We start from the raw sequence: 15,126 nt of genomic DNA on the forward strand, positions 1-15,126 counted from the left end.
CGCGAAGACGGGGTATCAACATATCTGGCGTTGACTTTTGGCACGCTGTTGAGTTCTCAAGGAACGGAAGCTTCCTTCAGACCGTTTCACCGGCCTTCCGGGCTTTCCCTTCGTCGTGTCTCCGACTTTAGCAGAAGTTCACTGGTCGGAATTACCACTCGCGTTTCGGAGACACGGATGCCCGAACTGAGATTTCTCTCGGCTTGGGTGGTGTGTCTTCGTCGAGCGAAGCGACATGGATCCTAGTCGGTCACCAGCGGACCTGTCCAGCTCGTGACAACCGTTCTAACCTACCTCCCCGCCAACCTTGAGTCAACGGTTCACGGTGAGGAACTTTCAGGCGGCCTCACGCGAAGGTCGACGGAGGGGTCTCCAGGTCTTCCAGCTCGATGCCAGGGGCCGCGAGGACCACGTCCCCGGCGATGTGGACGTCGTGCTGATCGCCGGTCGCGAGGTCGTTGACCTGGTATTCGTCCACAGCCAGCGGCCCGTTGTCAGTGGGGTGTGCTGTCCTGGTGATCAAGGACCAGGACTGGTCCACGGTGAGGGGCGCGAGCACGGGGGGCCGGAATGACACGAGACGTACGCGGGTGGCGGGGCCGCCGGGTTCCAGGCGGAGCAGTCGCGCGGTGGCGATCAGGAACGCGGGCGAGGCACCGGTGAAGGCATGGGCGGCGGCGTTGCCCTCCTGGGCGTGTTCGCCGGTGGGGTCGGTACGGACCCAGGTGACGCCGTCGAGTGCGGCTCCGCGTACCTGCCAGGCGGACGCGTGGAGTTCGAGTCGGATGGGGCGGCCGAGTTGGTCGAGGGTGAGGTCGACCGAGCCCGCGTGATCGCCGCTGGGGGTGGTGGTCTGCGCGGTGTAGCGCCAGCCGGAGGGGCCGGTGGCGCAGTGGAAGTGTTCTGCACCGAGGGGGGTGTGGTCGTGCGTGTCGTGGAACGAGTAACGGCCTCGGGGCATGGTGGGGTCTCGGTGTCTTTCGGTGTGCCGGTGACGTGCGAGGCCCCCGCCTCGGACGGGAGACGGGGGCCAGCGCGCGGTGGATCAGTAGCGGTAGTGGTCGGACTTGTAGGGGCCTTCGACCTTCACGCCGATGTAGGCGGCCTGCTCCGGGCGGAGCGTGGTGAGCTTGACGCCCAGCGCGTCCAGGTGGAGACGGGCGACCTTCTCGTCCAGGTGCTTGGGGAGCACGTAGACGCCGATCGGGTACTCCTCCGGCTTGGTGAACAGCTCGATCTGGGCCAGGGTCTGGTCCGCGAAGGAGTTGGACATCACGAAGGAGGGGTGGCCGGTCGCGTTGCCCAGGTTGAGCAGGCGGCCCTCGGACAGCACGATCAACGTCTTGCCATCGGGGAAGGTCCAGGTGTGGACCTGCGGCTTGACCTCGTCCTTGACGATGCCGGGGATCTTCGCGAGGCCGGCCATGTCGATCTCGTTGTCGAAGTGGCCGATGTTCCCGACGATGGCCTGGTGCTTCATCTTGGCCATGTCGGAGGCCAGGATGATGTCCTTGTTGCCGGTCGTGGTGACGAAGATGTCGGCGATGCCGACGACGTCGTCGAGGGTGGCGACCTGGTAGCCGTCCATCGCCGCCTGGAGCGCGCAGATCGGGTCGATCTCGGTGATGACGACGCGGGCGCCCTGGCCGCGCAGCGACTCCGCGCAGCCCTTGCCGACGTCGCCGTAGCCGCAGACCACGGCGACCTTGCCGCCGATGAGGACGTCGGTGGCGCGGTTGATGCCGTCGATCAGGGAGTGGCGGCAGCCGTACTTGTTGTCGAACTTCGACTTGGTGACCGCGTCGTTGACGTTGATCGCCGGGAAGAGCAGCGAGCCGTCCTGCTGCATCTCGTAGAGGCGGTGGACGCCGGTGGTGGTCTCCTCGGTGACGCCGCGGATCTCGGACGCGAGCTGCGTCCACTTCTGCGGGTTCTCCCCGAGGGTGCGGTTGAGGAGGCGGAGGACGAACTGCTCCTCCTCGCTCTCCGCGGTGGCCGGGTCCGGGGCGGCGCCGGCCTTCTCGAACTCGACGCCCTTGTGGACCAGGAGCGTGGCGTCGCCGCCGTCGTCCAGGATCATGTTGGGGCCGCCGGTGGCGGTGTTCGGCCAGGTCAGGGCCTGCTCCGTGCACCACCAGTACTCTTCGAGCGTCTCGCCCTTCCAGGCGAAGACGGGGATGCCCTGCGGGTTCTCCTCGGTGCCGTCCGGGCCGACGGCGATGGCCGCGGCCGCGTGGTCCTGGGTGGAGAAGATGTTGCAGGACGCCCAGCGGACCTCGGCGCCGAGGGCGACGAGGGTCTCGATCAGGACAGCGGTCTGCACGGTCATGTGCAGCGAGCCGGTGATCCGCGAGCCGGCCAGCGGCTGCGCGGCAGCGTACTCGTTGCGGATGGACATCAAGCCGGGCATCTCGTGCTCGGCGAGGGTGATCTCCTTGCGGCCGTAGGCGGCAAGCGAGAGGTCCGCGACCTTGAAGTCGGTGGCGGTGGTGGTCATATGAAGTGCTCCTCGGTGCTGCGGTCGAGGCGGACGTGGATACGGCGCGGCCACGGGGCGTGTACGGGGGTGCCCTCGTGCGGACACACCCGTCCCCTAGCGGCAGCGCAATCCGTCGGAGGCCCTCTCTCCCTCGGCCGGGCATCGCGAGATGACCCGCCCGACCGCCATCAGCAGCGACGTCTGGCTACGACAAAGCTACACCGGACGGGCGGTCCGCCCCAGTGCGCTTCCGGTCACCGGCCGCCAGGAGTCTGGTCCGGGTCGGGGCCCGCGGCGGCGGCCTGCTCGCTGTAGATGTCGGGTTCCAGGTAGACGACGCGGACGAAGGGTTCCGCGGCGCGGATGCGTTCCTCGGCGGCGTCGATGGCGCGGGCGACCTCGGCGGCGGTGTCGTCGTGCTGCACGGCGATCTTGGCGGCGACGAGGAGTTCTTCGGGGCCGAGGTGCAGGGTGCGCATGTGGATGACGCCGGTGACGGTGTCGCCGTCGACGACGGCGGCGCGGATCCTGGCCAGCGAGTCGGGTCCCGCGCCTTCGCCGATCAGCAGCGACTTGGTCTCGGCCGCGAGGACGAGGGCGATGGTGATGAGCAGCAGGCCGATGCAGAGGGTGCCGATGCCGTCCCAGACTCCGTCGCCGGTGGCGAGGGCGATGCCGACGCCGATCAGGGCGAGGACGAGGCCGATGAGGGCGCCGAAGTCCTCCAGGAGGACGACGGGGAGTTCGGGTGCCTTGGCGCGGCGGATGAACTCGGCCCAGGACTGCTTGCCGCGGGTGTGGTTGGACTCCTTGATGGCGGTGCGGAAGGAGTAGCCCTCGGCGATGATCGCGAAGACGAGGACGCCGACCGGCCAGTACCAGTGCTCGATCTCGTGCGGGTGGCGGATCTTCTCGTAGCCCTCGTAGAGCGCGAACATGCCGCCGACGGAGAACAGCACGATCGAGACGAGGAAGGCGTAGACGTAGCGTTCCCTGCCGTAGCCGAAGGGGTGCTCGTCGTTGGCGGCGCGCTTGGCCTTCTTGCCGCCGATCAGGAGCAGCGCCTGGTTGCCGGAGTCGGCGATGGAGTGCACGCCTTCGGCGAGCATCGAGGACGAGCCGCTGAACGCGAAGGCCACGAACTTGGCCACGGCGATGGCCAGGTTGGCGCTCAGCGCCGCGACGATCGCCCGTGTTCCGCCTGACGCGCTCATAGGTGCTGGGGTCCCTTTCGTCGGCCCGGGGTCTGTGTCTTGTCGTACCGGGCGTTGCGGACGCACATTGTTGCAGCCCGTCGGGCTTTTGGTGCGTCAGGCGGCCACGGTGGCCCGGAAGACGGTGCCTTCGCCGGTCAGGGTGGTGCGCTCGCTCGCGGGGACGTACGCCGACTCGCCGGGGGCCAGCGTCAAGGTGATGCCGTCGCCGTCGCGCAGTTCGGCCCGGCCCGCGGTGCAGAGCAGGATCTGCGGGGTGCCGGAGTCGAGGGTGCGGGCCTGCGCGCCGGGGGCCAGGACGTAGCGGGAGAGCCGGAATTCGTCGATCGGCGCCGCGTACAGCTCTTCGCCGTCGGGGGCGGCCTCGGGGCGCAGGACGCCGGGGTCGCCGGCCTCGAAGCGGACGACGCGCAGGAGTTCGGGGACGTCGATGTGCTTGGGGGTGAGGCCGCAGCGCAGGACGTTGTCGGAGTTGGCCATGATCTCCACGCCGAGGCCGTCGAGGTAGGCGTGCGGGACGCCCGCGCCGAGGTAGAGGGCTTCGCCGGGTTGCAGGCGTACGTAGTTGAGCAGCATCGCGGCGATGACGCCGCGGTCGCCGGGGAAGCTATGGGCGGCCTGGGCGTAGGCGGCGTAGTCCGCGGCGTACGTGCTGTCGGTGGTGGACAGCCGGGCGGCGGCCTCGGCCGCGGCGGTGACGGACTCGGCCATCGCCTCGGGTTCCGCGGTGAGGACGGCGGCGAGGACTTCGCGCAGCGCCTTGTCCTCGGGGTGGGCGCGGAGGATGTCGGCGTAGGGCGCGAGGGCGGGGACGCCGAGGCCGTCGATGAGGTCGGCGGCGTCGGTGGGGCGGCGGAAGCCGCACAGTCCGTCGAACGGGGAGAGCGCCACGAGCATTTCGGGCTTGTGGTTGGCGTCCTTGTAGTTGCGGTCGGGGGCGTCGGTCGGGATGCCGCGGGCTTCCTCGTCGGCGAATCCGGCCTTGGCCTGCGCGAGGTCGGGGTGGACCTGGACGGAGAGCGGCGCGCCCGCGGCCAGCACCTTGAACAGGAAGGGCAGCCGGGGGCCGAAGCGCTTGACGGTGGTGTCGCCGAGTTCGGCGCGGGGGTCGGCCGCGATCACCGTGTCGAGTGCGACGGGGCCTTCGCCGCGGTCGATCCGGGAGGGCGCGCCGGGGTGGGCGCCCATCCACAGTTCGGCCTGGGGTTCGCCGGTCGGCGGTGTGCCGAGCAGTTCGGGGATGGCGGTGGTGGATCCCCAGGCGTAGGGGCGGATCGTGTTGGTGAGGCGGTTCATGCGGTCATGATCTCTCAGCCGAGGCGACGGTCAGGTAGACGGTGGCGAAATCCGCGAGGGCGATCAGTTCGGCCGCGGTGTCGAGCGGGCCGCCGGGGGCGGCGGCGATCTCGCTGAGCGGGGTGTCGTGGGCGTACGCCTGCTCGCGGGCGGCGGGGGTGGCGGGTCCGGGCTGCTCGGAGTTCTCCTGGAGGAGCACGATCCGCAGGCGCAGTCCTCCGGGTTCCTCGACGCGGTCGCGGAAGAAGTCCTCGGGGTCGGCGGCCAGGGCGAGGGCGCTGGCCTGGAGGGGGCCGTGGACGGTGAGCGCGGCGGGCAGTTCCGCGGTGAGCGCGGGCTGGCCCGCGCGGGTGCCGAGCACGGTCGCGAAGCGGCGGGCGGCGGTGGCGGAGAGCCGGCCCTGGCTCCACAACAGCGGGAGGGCGTCGGCCAGTTCGGCCGCGAGGGTCTTGGCCGGGTTGGTGTACGTGGCGATGGCGGGGCCGCAGCGGGCGGCGACCTCGTCGAGCCGGTCGGCGACGCCGTACAGCGCCTGGGCGGGTGCGCTCAGCAGGCCGATCCGGTCGGCGAGGGCGAGCAGCGGGGCGAGGAGCGCCCAGAAGGCGCCCGCGTCGTTGGCGGGGTCCTCGTCCGCGGGGTCCGCGCCGTTGCCGAAGGGCGCGGCGAACGGCAGGGCCATGCCGTGCACCTGTTCCACGGCTTCGGCGAGCGGTGCCTTGACCGGGGTGACGGCGGCGGCGGTGCAGCCGCGGCGGTATGCCTGTTCCACGAGGTCGGTCAGGCCCTGCTCGCTGCCCTGCGGGGTGATGAGCAGCAGCAGGTCGAGCGGTCCCGCCCAGCCGGGCAGTGTCCAGCGGGACTGTTGCGGGGTGGGTCCTGTGGGCGGCAGCACCTCGACGGGGCAGGTCCCGGAGCCGAGGGCGACCAGCAGGTCGGCGACCGCGGCGGCGTCGGGTCCGCTGGCCGCGAGCAGGACGGTCCGGGGGCGGCCGTCGGGCCGCAGCGCGGTGACTCCGGCCTCTTCGGCCAGGCGCAGCGCGGTGCGTACGCGGGCACCGGCGGCGGCGACGCCCAGCAGCAGTCCGCGGCTGTCCGCGCGGGCCAGCGCTTCGGGGTCCTCAAGCAGCGACTCGTCGAACAACGCGACCTCCCGGTCGGAAGCGGCCTGGTCAGGGTCGGCGGATGGATGGGGCGGACGGGCGGTCCGGCGGTCGTGCGGGGGTGTCAGCGGGGGCGGCGGGCCTCGTCGACGAGGAGTACGGGGATGTCGTCGCGTACGGGGTAGGCGAGGCCGCACGTGTCGGAGGTGCAGACCAGCTCGTTCGCGTCGGCGTCCTCGCGGAGCGGGGCGTGGCACGCCGGGCAGGCGAGGATTTCCAGGAGGCTGGGTTCGACGAGCGGCATGGTGGGGTCCTCCGTGCTGGGTGCGGCGAGCGGCGAGGTGCCACCGCGCGCGGGACTGCGGTCGGGAAACGGCGGGCGCGTGCTCCGAGCGGTACGGTCCCGGGCCGGGCCGACGGCTCCCGCCGCGTACGTTCTCAGCCTATAGCCGTAGCGCCCGGCCCCGAGTGCGGCCTGTGGATAACTCCGGGAGCGCCCATGCGGGGACCGCGCCCGTACGGTGACCGCGCCCGTACGACGACGGGACCCGTACGGCGACCGGACCCGTACGACGACCAGGCGCGTACGACGGCCGGCCCGCGTACCCCCGGCCGCGTAGGACCCACCCCGCGTCGGGCCCGCGAGACCACGCGGGCTCAGGCCCTGACGATCGCCAGGACCTGGTCCCTGACGCGGGCCACGCCCTCCGCGTCGCGCGCCTCGACGTTCAGCCGCAGCAGCGGCTCGGTGTTGGAGGCACGGAGGTTGAACCACCAGTCGGCGGAGGTGACGGTGAGCCCGTCCAATTCGTCGAAGGTGACGCCGTCCTGGCCGGCGAAGGCGGCGCGGACCGCCGCGGTGCTCGCGGCCTGGTCGGCGACGGTGCTGTTGATCTCGCCGGAGCCCGCGTAGCGGTCGTAGGCGGCGACCAGAGCGGACAGCGGGCCGTCCTGGGCGCCGAGGGCGGCCAGCAGGTGGAGGGCGGCGAGCATGCCGGTGTCGGCGTTCCAGAACTCGCGGAAGTAGTAATGCGCGGAGTGCTCGCCGCCGAAGACGGCGCCGGAATCGGCCATTTCCTGCTTGATGAAGGAGTGGCCGACACGGGTGCGCACCGGGACGCCGCCGTGTTCCCTGACCACCTCGGGCACCGACCAGGACGTGATCAGATTGTGGATGATCGTGGCGCCGGGGTGCTTGGCCAGTTCGCGGGCGGCGACCAGGGCGGTCACTGCGGACGGGGAGACGGGTTCGCCGCGCTCGTCCACCGCGAAGCAGCGGTCGGCGTCGCCGTCGAAGGCCAGGCCGATGTCGGCGCCGGTCTCGCGGACCCGCGCCTGGAGGTCGACCAGATTCTTCGGGTCGAGCGGGTTGGCCTCGTGGTTGGGGAAGGTGCCGTCCAGTTCGAAGTACATCGGCACCAGGTCGACGGGCAGCCCGTCGAGGACGGTGGGCACGGTGTGGCCGCCCATGCCGTTGCCCGCGTCCACGACCACCTTGAGCGGCCGGATTCCGGAGAGGTCGACCAGCGAGCGCAGATAGGCGGCGTAGTCGCCGAGCACGTCGCGCCGCACCAGGGTGCCGGTTTCCACGTCGACGGCGGGGACCCCGTTCTCCAGCCACTTCTCCGCGAGCGCGCGGATGTCGGCGAGGCCGGTGTCCTGGCCGATGGGGGCGGCGCCCGCGCGGCACATCTTGATGCCGTTGTACCGCGCCGGGTTGTGACTGGCCGTGAACATGGCGCCGGGCAGGTCGAGTTGCCCGCTGGCGAAGTACAGCTCGTCGGTGGAGCACAGGCCGATCCCGGTGACGTCCGCGCCGCGGGAGGCGGCGCCGCGCGCGAAGGCGGCGGACAGGCCGGGGGACGAGGGCCGCATGTCGTGTCCGACGACGATCGCCGTGGCGTCGGTGACCGTGGCGAAGGCGGCGCCGAAGATCTCGGCGAGCGGCTCGTCCCACTGGTCGGGTACGACTCCGCGTACGTCGTAGGCCTTGACGAGCTGCGACAAATCGGCCACTGCACACCTCTGGTGAACTCTGGTGAAGGGTCGGAACGGCGCCGGTGGGCGGCGCGGTGGAGTTTCCACCACAACCTACCCCGATGGGGTGAGCGGAGTTTTTCGCCGCCGCCGCGACGCAAGGGGTGGCGTCACGGGAGCCCCGAAAGGGTCAACGGGACGGCGCGAGGGGCGGCTTGCGCCGGGTGGGGACGGGAGGTGAGGCTGGCTGCTACTGCTCGGGCGAGCGGAGCACGCGCAGATGGCCGCGGCGGGCCACTTCCAGCGGGTCGATGTCGCGCGGGCCAGGGCCCTGCTGGCGGCGCTCCTGGGGGCGGGCCGCCTCGCGCACCGCGTTGGCGAGCGCTTCGAGGTCGTCGCCGCTGGGCCCGACGGGACCGGTGTCCGTCGCCAGGCGCACGACTTCCCAGCCACGGGGCGCGGTCAGCCGCTCGGAGTGCTCGGAGCACAGGTCGTAGCAGTGCGGTTCCGCGTACGTGGCGAGCGGTCCGAGAACGGCGGTGGAGTCCGCGTAGACGTACGTCAGCGTCGCGACGGCGGGACGGCCGCATGCGGTGCGCGAACAGCGACGTACAAGGCTCACGAGGTTGGACGGTACCGCACTCTTGAGCGGGCCGCGACGACTCTCCGCCAGCTCACCCGGTCGTGTCGTCACGTGCCCCCGGAATCGTGCCGTGCGACGGCCGCCGCGCTGACCTGCGCGGACGGAAAACACATGGCAGGCGCGGCGCGGCGGGGCGGGAGAAGTACGACACGCGGTCACGGCCGGGAAAGGCGGCGGCTGGCGCATATGCGTCTGATCTATGGCCAGATGCTGACTGCGTGGTGTCCGTCCTGTGCGCACCCGGCGGGAGGGCTAGGCTCATCGCTGATGGAAAGCTCGGCACCTCCTCCTTCCGCACCTCGTCCGCGCCACCGCGACCGCCACGGACGTGGGATGCGCGGGCCCATCGCGCCCCCGCAGGTGCCGCTGGCGCTCAGCCGCGCCGACGCCTTCGACGACCTGGTGCGCGACGCCGCCGACCGGCTGGAAAGGCGCTGGCCGCAGCTCGCCGACGTCGAATTCGCCGTCCAGGAGGTGCCCTGGCCGCAGGACACCCCGCCGACGGACGACGACACGGTGCCGCTGGGCCGTCTCATCGGCGCGGGCAAGGACCGGCCGAGCCGCATCGTGGTCTACCGGCGCCCGGTGGAGATCCGCGCCAAGACCCGCGACGAGCGGGCGCTCCTGGTGCACGAGATCGTCGTGGAGCAGGTCGCGGAGCTGCTCGGCCTGTCCCCCGAGAACATCGACCCGAAGTACGGCGAGGACTGACACGGCCCGGCGCGGCCCCGACGCGGACCGCCCGCATATGGTGCGGCCCGCGCGGACCGCACCAGGTGCGGGAAAACGCTCTAGTGGTTGAGAATCCCCAGGTCGGCGCGGGCCGCGGGAACATCCACCATGCCGTGGTCGTCGGACATCGGCTGGATCGTGAACATCGGCACCCCGTCCAGCGGGAGCGCCAGCGTCCGTGAGGCGTAGACGCTTCCGCCGGAGACGCGCTCGACGGTCACGGCGAACGTGCCCTTGCCGGACGCGGGCAGCGGCGGCGGGACGGCGACGGTCGTCCCCGCCTTGACGCTGACCGTCTTCGACACCGGCTCACCGCCGGAGGATCCGGCCGACGCGGTGATCTTCACACTGGCGTCCTGGCCGACGGCGACCAGCGACAAGGTGGAGCCTTTGGTGCGGTTGTCGGCGACGGTGGAGCGGGTCTCGATCGCCGGGGTGGCGGGCAGGAACGCCATCTCCTGCTTGGCGCCCTTGCCGCGCGTCACCCGCAGGCCCGCCACGACGGGGACCGCCGCGTGGACCTGGCTGGAGGTGATGACCAGCGAACCCGCCTCGCCCTTGGTGAGGTCACCGAGGTCGACCGCGCTGGTCATACCGCTCTTGACGTGCAGCGTCTCGTGTCCCGCGGGGGTGATCGAGCCGGTCGGCGTCGCCAGCTTCAGCGTGAGGTCGGCGTCGTCGGAACCGGCCGCGTACACCACCAGGCGCACGGTCGCGGCGTCGGCGGGGATGCCGGGCAGCACCAGGCTGGTGGCGGGCTCGGCGGCCGGGGTCAGCCAGTCGCTGCCGAGCTTCTTGTCGATGGCCTGAACGGCCGCGCCGACCCGGCCGCTGCGCGCCACGACGTGCACGGTGAGGTCCTGCGCCTTGTCCGCGACCAGGGTGGACAGCAGCACCGGCTTGGCGGACTTGCCCGCCACGGTGACGCCGTCGCCGGTGGACGCCTTCAGCAGGCCGTCCTTGCCGTACAGCTCGATGTCGACGACCGCCGGGGTGTCGTCGGGGTTCACCAGGTGCAGGAAGTCCTGCCGGTCGGGTCCCGTGCTGGCGCCCGCGAACCAGAATTCGCTGTCAGGTGCCACGCAGGACGCGCCGAGCAGGCCGCGACCCGCCCCGGTGTCCACGACGGTGGTCTGCTGGACGGTCCAGCCGGGCGCGAGCGGCCCGTCGGCCGTACCGATCAGCGCGGGCGCGTCCGGCTTGTCGGTGGAGCTGGTGGCGGGCTTGCCCGCGGCCTTCAGCGGGGTGAGCGCCTTGCCCCTGGGCGTCGCCGGGACCAGTTGCGCGCTGCCGGAGCCGGTCGCGCCCGCCGTCCCCTGCGGGGTGAACGAGGTGTAGGTGGTGTTGGCGAATTCCGACGAGGACGGCGCCGGGCAGAGCAGATTGCTGCGCTGTACGGGCAGCCGGGCCGCGGAGGCCACCGGCGCGGTGTCCCGGTCGCCGCCGCCGGACACCACGGCGGCGCCGGTCAGTACGGCCAGGGCGGCGACGGCGCCCGCCAGGGAGATCGTGCTGCGGTTCACTGGTGGTCGCTCCCGTCGCGGCGCTGGTCGTCTTCGGCGTAGTACGGGGCAGCCGGGTCGGGGTACGCGGCCGGGTCGTAGGGCTGCTGTCCGCCGTACGGCGCCTGCCCGTCGTACTGCTGCTGCGGCGGCTGCTGCTGGTCGTAACCCGCCGTCTCGTCGTAACCGGCCGCCTCTTCGTGGCCGGTCGTCGCGTACGGGTCGTAGGGCGGCGGGGGCTGCTGCGGGTAGCCGTACTGGTCGGTGTAGCCGACCTGCTGCTGCTCGTACGTGCCCGGCTCCGCCGCGTACTGCTGCTGCCCGTCCCACTGCTGCTGGGCGGGGTCGGTGCCGTAGCCGGGGTCTTGCCGCGGGTAGCCGTAGAACTGCTCGCCGGTGTCGGGGGCAGGCACCGCGTACGGGTCGTAACCGCCCTCAGAGGGGTCGTACGGGGTCTGCGGCGGTGCGTCGGGGCCCGCGGGCCCGTCCTGGCCCTGCTGGCCGTGGTGGGCCTGCTGGGCCGCGTAGGCCGCCTGCTCCTGGCCCTCGGCCTCCGCGGCGTCGGGATCGGCCGCGGCGGCCTCGGCGTCGGCCGCCGCCTGGAGGCGGCGGGCACGACGGCCCTCGCCCGCACCTTGTGCGGGAATCTGGACGGCGCTGGGCGCGTCGGCCTCCGGCAGGTCGTCGTCGATCTCGCGGCGGCGGCCCGGCAGGGCCAGCACGATGACCACGAGCAGCAGCAGTCCCTGCGCGCCCAGCCAGAAGGTGTGGGTGAACGGCTCCTCATAGGTGACGTCCAGACGGCCGCCGGTGGCGGGCAGCTGGAAGCCCTGTGCCCAGCCGTCGACGGTCGTTCTGGGCAGCGCGGATCCGTTCAGGGTGGCGTGCCAGCCGGGCGCGGCGGAGTCCGCCAGGCGCAATACGCGGCCTTCGGGACCCGCGGGCACCGTGGTGTGCGCCTCGACCTTGCCTGCCGCGACGGCGACGGGCTGCGCGCCCTTGCTGGTGATCGCGATCCTGGAGACCGCGTCGTTGACGCGCCACAATTCGCTGCCGTCCGCCTGGCTCACCCGGGACAGGCCGGGGGTGCTGTCCAGGACGCGGCCCACCGAGCGCGGCGCGCCCTTCTGCGCCAATACGTAGCGGATGGCGTATCCGGTGAGGCGGCTGCCCTGGTCGGCGCCGGAACCCGCCACCAGGTTGGCGACGACGGTGTCGAGTTCGCTGTCGCGGGACGCCTCCGCGGCCAGTTCGGCGTCGCCGATCCGCGCGCCCGCGCCGCGCACCAGGGAGTACGAGATGCGGCCCGCGGTGCCGTTGAGCACCAGGGTGCGGGCCTGGTCGCGGGAGGTGCTCTCCTCGGCGACGAAGGCGGGCACCTGCTGCGGGTCCTGGCGCTTGATGGGGCCGTTCGCGCCGTCGGCGACCCAGGTGAAGGCGGCCAGCAGCGGCGCGAGGGCCGCGGCCAGCGCGATCAGGCCCGCGACGGGCTGGCGCCAGCCGAAGCCGCTGGCGGCGATCCGCTCCTTGGCGCCTTCCGCGCCGATCGCGGCGGCGGCCAGCAGGGCGAGACCGTAGACGAGGGTGGCGGGGCCCGCCCACGCCTTGGTGTTCTCGATGACGGCGAAGAGCAGTCCGGTCGCGGCGGCGGCCCAGGCGGCGACGATCGCCGGGCGGCGGGTGTCGCGCATCAGGGCGGCGAGCGCGGCCAGGACGACGCCGATCAGCAGGAAGGCGGCGCCCGCCTTGGGTCCGCCGGGGCTGAGCATCAGCAGGTCGATGCCGGAGACGCCCTTCTCGCCGTACGGCAGTCCCGCCTCGTGCAGCAGGCGTCCGGGGTGCGCGAGCAGCGTCAGCGACCAGGGGGCGAGCAGCACGATCGGGGTGATCAGCAGGGCCGCGAAGCGCAGGAGCTGCGGGACCAGGAGCTGCTGCTGGCCGCGGGCCATGCGCCAGCCGAGGGTGGCGGCGGCCAGTGTCAGGGCGATCGGCCAGGTGACCGGGGTGAAGGCGGTGGTGAAGGTGAGCATCAGCGCCAGCGCCCAGGTGGAGCGCCAGCCGGGCCGTGCGCCGCGCTCGATCGCGCCGTCGCCGAGCTGGAGGCCCGCGGTGCCGACGGCGGCGCGCGCCATCAGCGGCAGCAGGATGGCCAGGACGGCGGTGCCGAGCCGTCCGGTGGCCAGCGCCCCGGTGGCGGCGGGCAGGAAGGCGTACGCGACCGACGCCCAGGCGCGCAGCAGGCGCGACTCGACGAGCGGGCGGGAGGCGAAGTAGGCGGTGATCCCGGCCAGCGGCACGGAGGCCACCAGCAGCAGGGTGAGGGTGAGTCCCGTGGAGCCGAAGAGCACGGTCGCGAAGAGCGCGAGGACCGCGATGTACGGGGGCGCGGCCTGGGTGCCGCCGGTGCCCAGCGCGTGCCAGGAACCCGTGTAGGTGCCCCACAGGTCGGAGGCGCCGGGGTCGGCGGGCAGCAGGGCGCCGCCGAAGAGGGCTCCGCCGCCGAGCAGTGAGCGGCAGGCGGCGAGCGAGACGACGAGCAGGACGGCGAAGAGCACGGGGCCCGGCTTGCGGGCGACGCGCTTGAGCCGCGCGAATTGCTCGACTTCCAGGAAGTCGCCGTCCTCGTCGCCCGGTCCGGACTCGACGGAGCCGCCGTGGCGTCCCGCGGCGGCGGACGCGGCGTCCGCGCGGCCCGCGATGTTGCTGACGACCTGGTCGACGGTGGCGCGTACGGTCGCGCCGGGCGGCGGGAAGAGCGGTCGCAATTCGGAGGGCGGTACGGTGCCGCGGCCTCTTCTGCGTCTGGCGGCCAGCACCCGTCCGGGGCGCAGCAGGACGCCGAGCAGTCCGACGATCTCGTCGACGGCCTGTCCCGGCACCTTGCCGACGAGATAGGCGAGCGTGCGCAATATGGTGCCGACGGCGATCCGCAGCATCACATAGGGCAGCAGCGGGCCGCGGGTGTTGGCCAGCAGGGTGTAGACGGCGCCGGCCTTGTCGACGCGGTGCGGGTTGACCGAGGAGCGGCCCGCGCAGTCGACCGGACGGCGCTCGCGGGAGGCGGCCTCGGCGTGCCACATGACGGCGTCGGGGGCGACCAGCACGGTGTGGCCCGCTGCTTGGGCGCGCCAGCAGAAGTCGACGTCGTCGCGCATCAGGGGCAGCCTGCGGTCGAATCCGCCCAGCTCCTCCCACACGTCGCGGCGCACCAGCATGCCCGCGGACGACACGGCGAGCACCGGGCGGGTCTGGTCGTGCTGGCCTTGGTCCTGCTCGCGGCGTTCGAGCGCGGTCCAACGGCGACCGCTGCGGGCGATGCTGACGCCGACTTCGAGGAGCTGCCTGCGGTCGAACCAGCTCCGCAGCTTGGGGCCGATGATCGAGGCGGACGGCGAGGCGTCCGCGGTGCGCAGCAGGGCGGCGAGCGCTCCGGGGTCGGGCTCGCAGTCGTCGTGCAGCAGCCACAGCCACTGGACGGGGTCGCCGTGCGGCTGCTCGGGCTCGTCGTACGCGTCGTCGTTCCAACTGCGGCTGACCGGGTCCCAGCCGCTGCGGCGTCCCAGGTACGGCAACTGCTCGGCGCTGAGCGGCGCGGCGACCCTGGCGGCCTCCTCGACGGCGGCGCCGAAGCCGGTGCGGCGGGCCAGGTGCAGGACGCGCTGGTCGCCGAGGGAGTCGGCGAGCAGCCGCGCGGAGTCGTCCGCGCTGCCGGTGTCGGCGGCGATCACGTCCTGGACAGGGCGGTCCTGGGAGAGCAGGCCGGCGAGGGCTTTGGGCAGCCAGCGCGCGCCGTCGTGCGCGACGAGCACGGCGGTGACGACGTGGCGCGGGAACTCAGGGATGCCGGCCGGGAAGAAGGCCGGTGCTGGGCTGTTCACGGACATCGAGGTTCGGGCCCCGGTTCGCTGGACTGCGGTTGACGCATCGGCCGCCGGCGGCGGGGAACGTCTCGGACGGGCCCCCACACTAACGGCTTACGCCGGGGGCTCCGTCCGAGTGTGAGAACAACGGCAGCCCGCCTCCCGTGCCGGTGGGCGCGGAAAGCGGGCTGTACGCGGGCTGGAAGCGGGGTGTGCGGGAGCTGTGATCGGGCCGGTGCGCGGTGCCGCGCGAGGGGCCGGGGGCGCGGTCAGGGCTCGGTCGGCGCCCTGCCGCGGACCCGGTCCTCGGACCGGTCGTCGGC

The 15,126-nt window shown here is 72.6% G+C and carries 11 protein-coding genes; 1 reads left to right on the plus strand and 10 read right to left on the minus strand.

The window, feature by feature from the left end:
• Positions 1–346 precede the first annotated feature (346 nt).
• From ACZ37P_RS03435 to ACZ37P_RS03470, 8 genes are all read right to left on the minus strand, one after another.
• Complete coding sequence (locus tag ACZ37P_RS03435) at positions 347–961, minus strand: hypothetical protein (protein WP_401314633.1); 615 nt, start codon at positions 959–961, stop codon at positions 347–349.
• A gap of 84 nt (positions 962–1,045) precedes the next feature.
• Complete coding sequence (gene ahcY / locus ACZ37P_RS03440; RefSeq protein ID WP_467344651.1) at positions 1,046–2,497, minus strand: adenosylhomocysteinase; 1,452 nt, start codon at positions 2,495–2,497, stop codon at positions 1,046–1,048.
• Between the two features lie 236 nt (positions 2,498–2,733).
• Positions 2,734–3,693 (minus strand): cation diffusion facilitator family transporter, encoded by a 960-nt coding sequence (locus ACZ37P_RS03445; RefSeq protein WP_391052882.1) that lies wholly within the window; start codon positions 3,691–3,693, stop codon positions 2,734–2,736.
• 96 nt (positions 3,694–3,789) lie between these two features.
• Positions 3,790–4,989 carry a mannose-6-phosphate isomerase, class I gene (gene manA, locus ACZ37P_RS03450; RefSeq protein WP_467344653.1) on the minus strand — a complete coding sequence of 400 codons (1,200 nt, stop codon included), beginning with the start codon at positions 4,987–4,989 and terminating at the stop codon, positions 3,790–3,792.
• Between the two features lie 4 nt (positions 4,990–4,993).
• Positions 4,994–6,130 carry an SIS domain-containing protein gene (locus tag ACZ37P_RS03455; protein ID WP_401856929.1) on the minus strand — a complete coding sequence of 379 codons (1,137 nt, stop codon included), beginning with the start codon at positions 6,128–6,130 and terminating at the stop codon, positions 4,994–4,996.
• A gap of 83 nt (positions 6,131–6,213) precedes the next feature.
• Entirely contained in the window at positions 6,214–6,393 is a 180-nt protein-coding gene (locus tag ACZ37P_RS03460; protein WP_188283872.1) for a Trm112 family protein, read from the minus strand.
• A 353-nt stretch (positions 6,394–6,746) separates the two neighbouring features.
• A complete protein-coding gene (locus ACZ37P_RS03465; RefSeq protein WP_401725729.1) occupies positions 6,747–8,105 on the minus strand; it encodes a phosphomannomutase/phosphoglucomutase in 1,359 nt (452 codons plus the stop codon).
• 211 nt (positions 8,106–8,316) lie between these two features.
• On the minus strand, positions 8,317–8,739 hold the full coding sequence (locus ACZ37P_RS03470) for a DUF3499 domain-containing protein (protein WP_355350091.1): 423 nt from the start codon (positions 8,737–8,739) through the stop codon (positions 8,317–8,319).
• A gap of 237 nt (positions 8,740–8,976) precedes the next feature.
• Here ACZ37P_RS03470 and ACZ37P_RS03475 point away from each other — a divergent pair, with 237 nt between their 5' ends.
• Positions 8,977–9,420 (plus strand): metallopeptidase family protein, encoded by a 444-nt coding sequence (locus ACZ37P_RS03475; RefSeq protein WP_467344657.1) that lies wholly within the window; start codon positions 8,977–8,979, stop codon positions 9,418–9,420.
• Between the two features lie 80 nt (positions 9,421–9,500).
• On the opposite strand, the gene ACZ37P_RS03480 is transcribed toward ACZ37P_RS03475, so the two are convergent.
• Both ACZ37P_RS03480 and ACZ37P_RS03485 read right to left on the minus strand, forming a co-directional pair.
• A complete protein-coding gene (locus ACZ37P_RS03480) occupies positions 9,501–10,964 on the minus strand; it encodes a DUF5719 family protein (RefSeq protein WP_467344659.1) in 1,464 nt (487 codons plus the stop codon).
• On the minus strand, positions 10,961–14,827 hold the full coding sequence (locus ACZ37P_RS03485) for a glycosyltransferase family 2 protein (protein ID WP_467344661.1): 3,867 nt from the start codon (positions 14,825–14,827) through the stop codon (positions 10,961–10,963). The genes ACZ37P_RS03480 and ACZ37P_RS03485 overlap by 4 nt, the downstream gene beginning before the upstream one ends.
• Positions 14,828–15,126 lie beyond the last annotated feature (299 nt).

Source organism: Streptomyces sp. NPDC024632, from assembly GCF_055559175.1.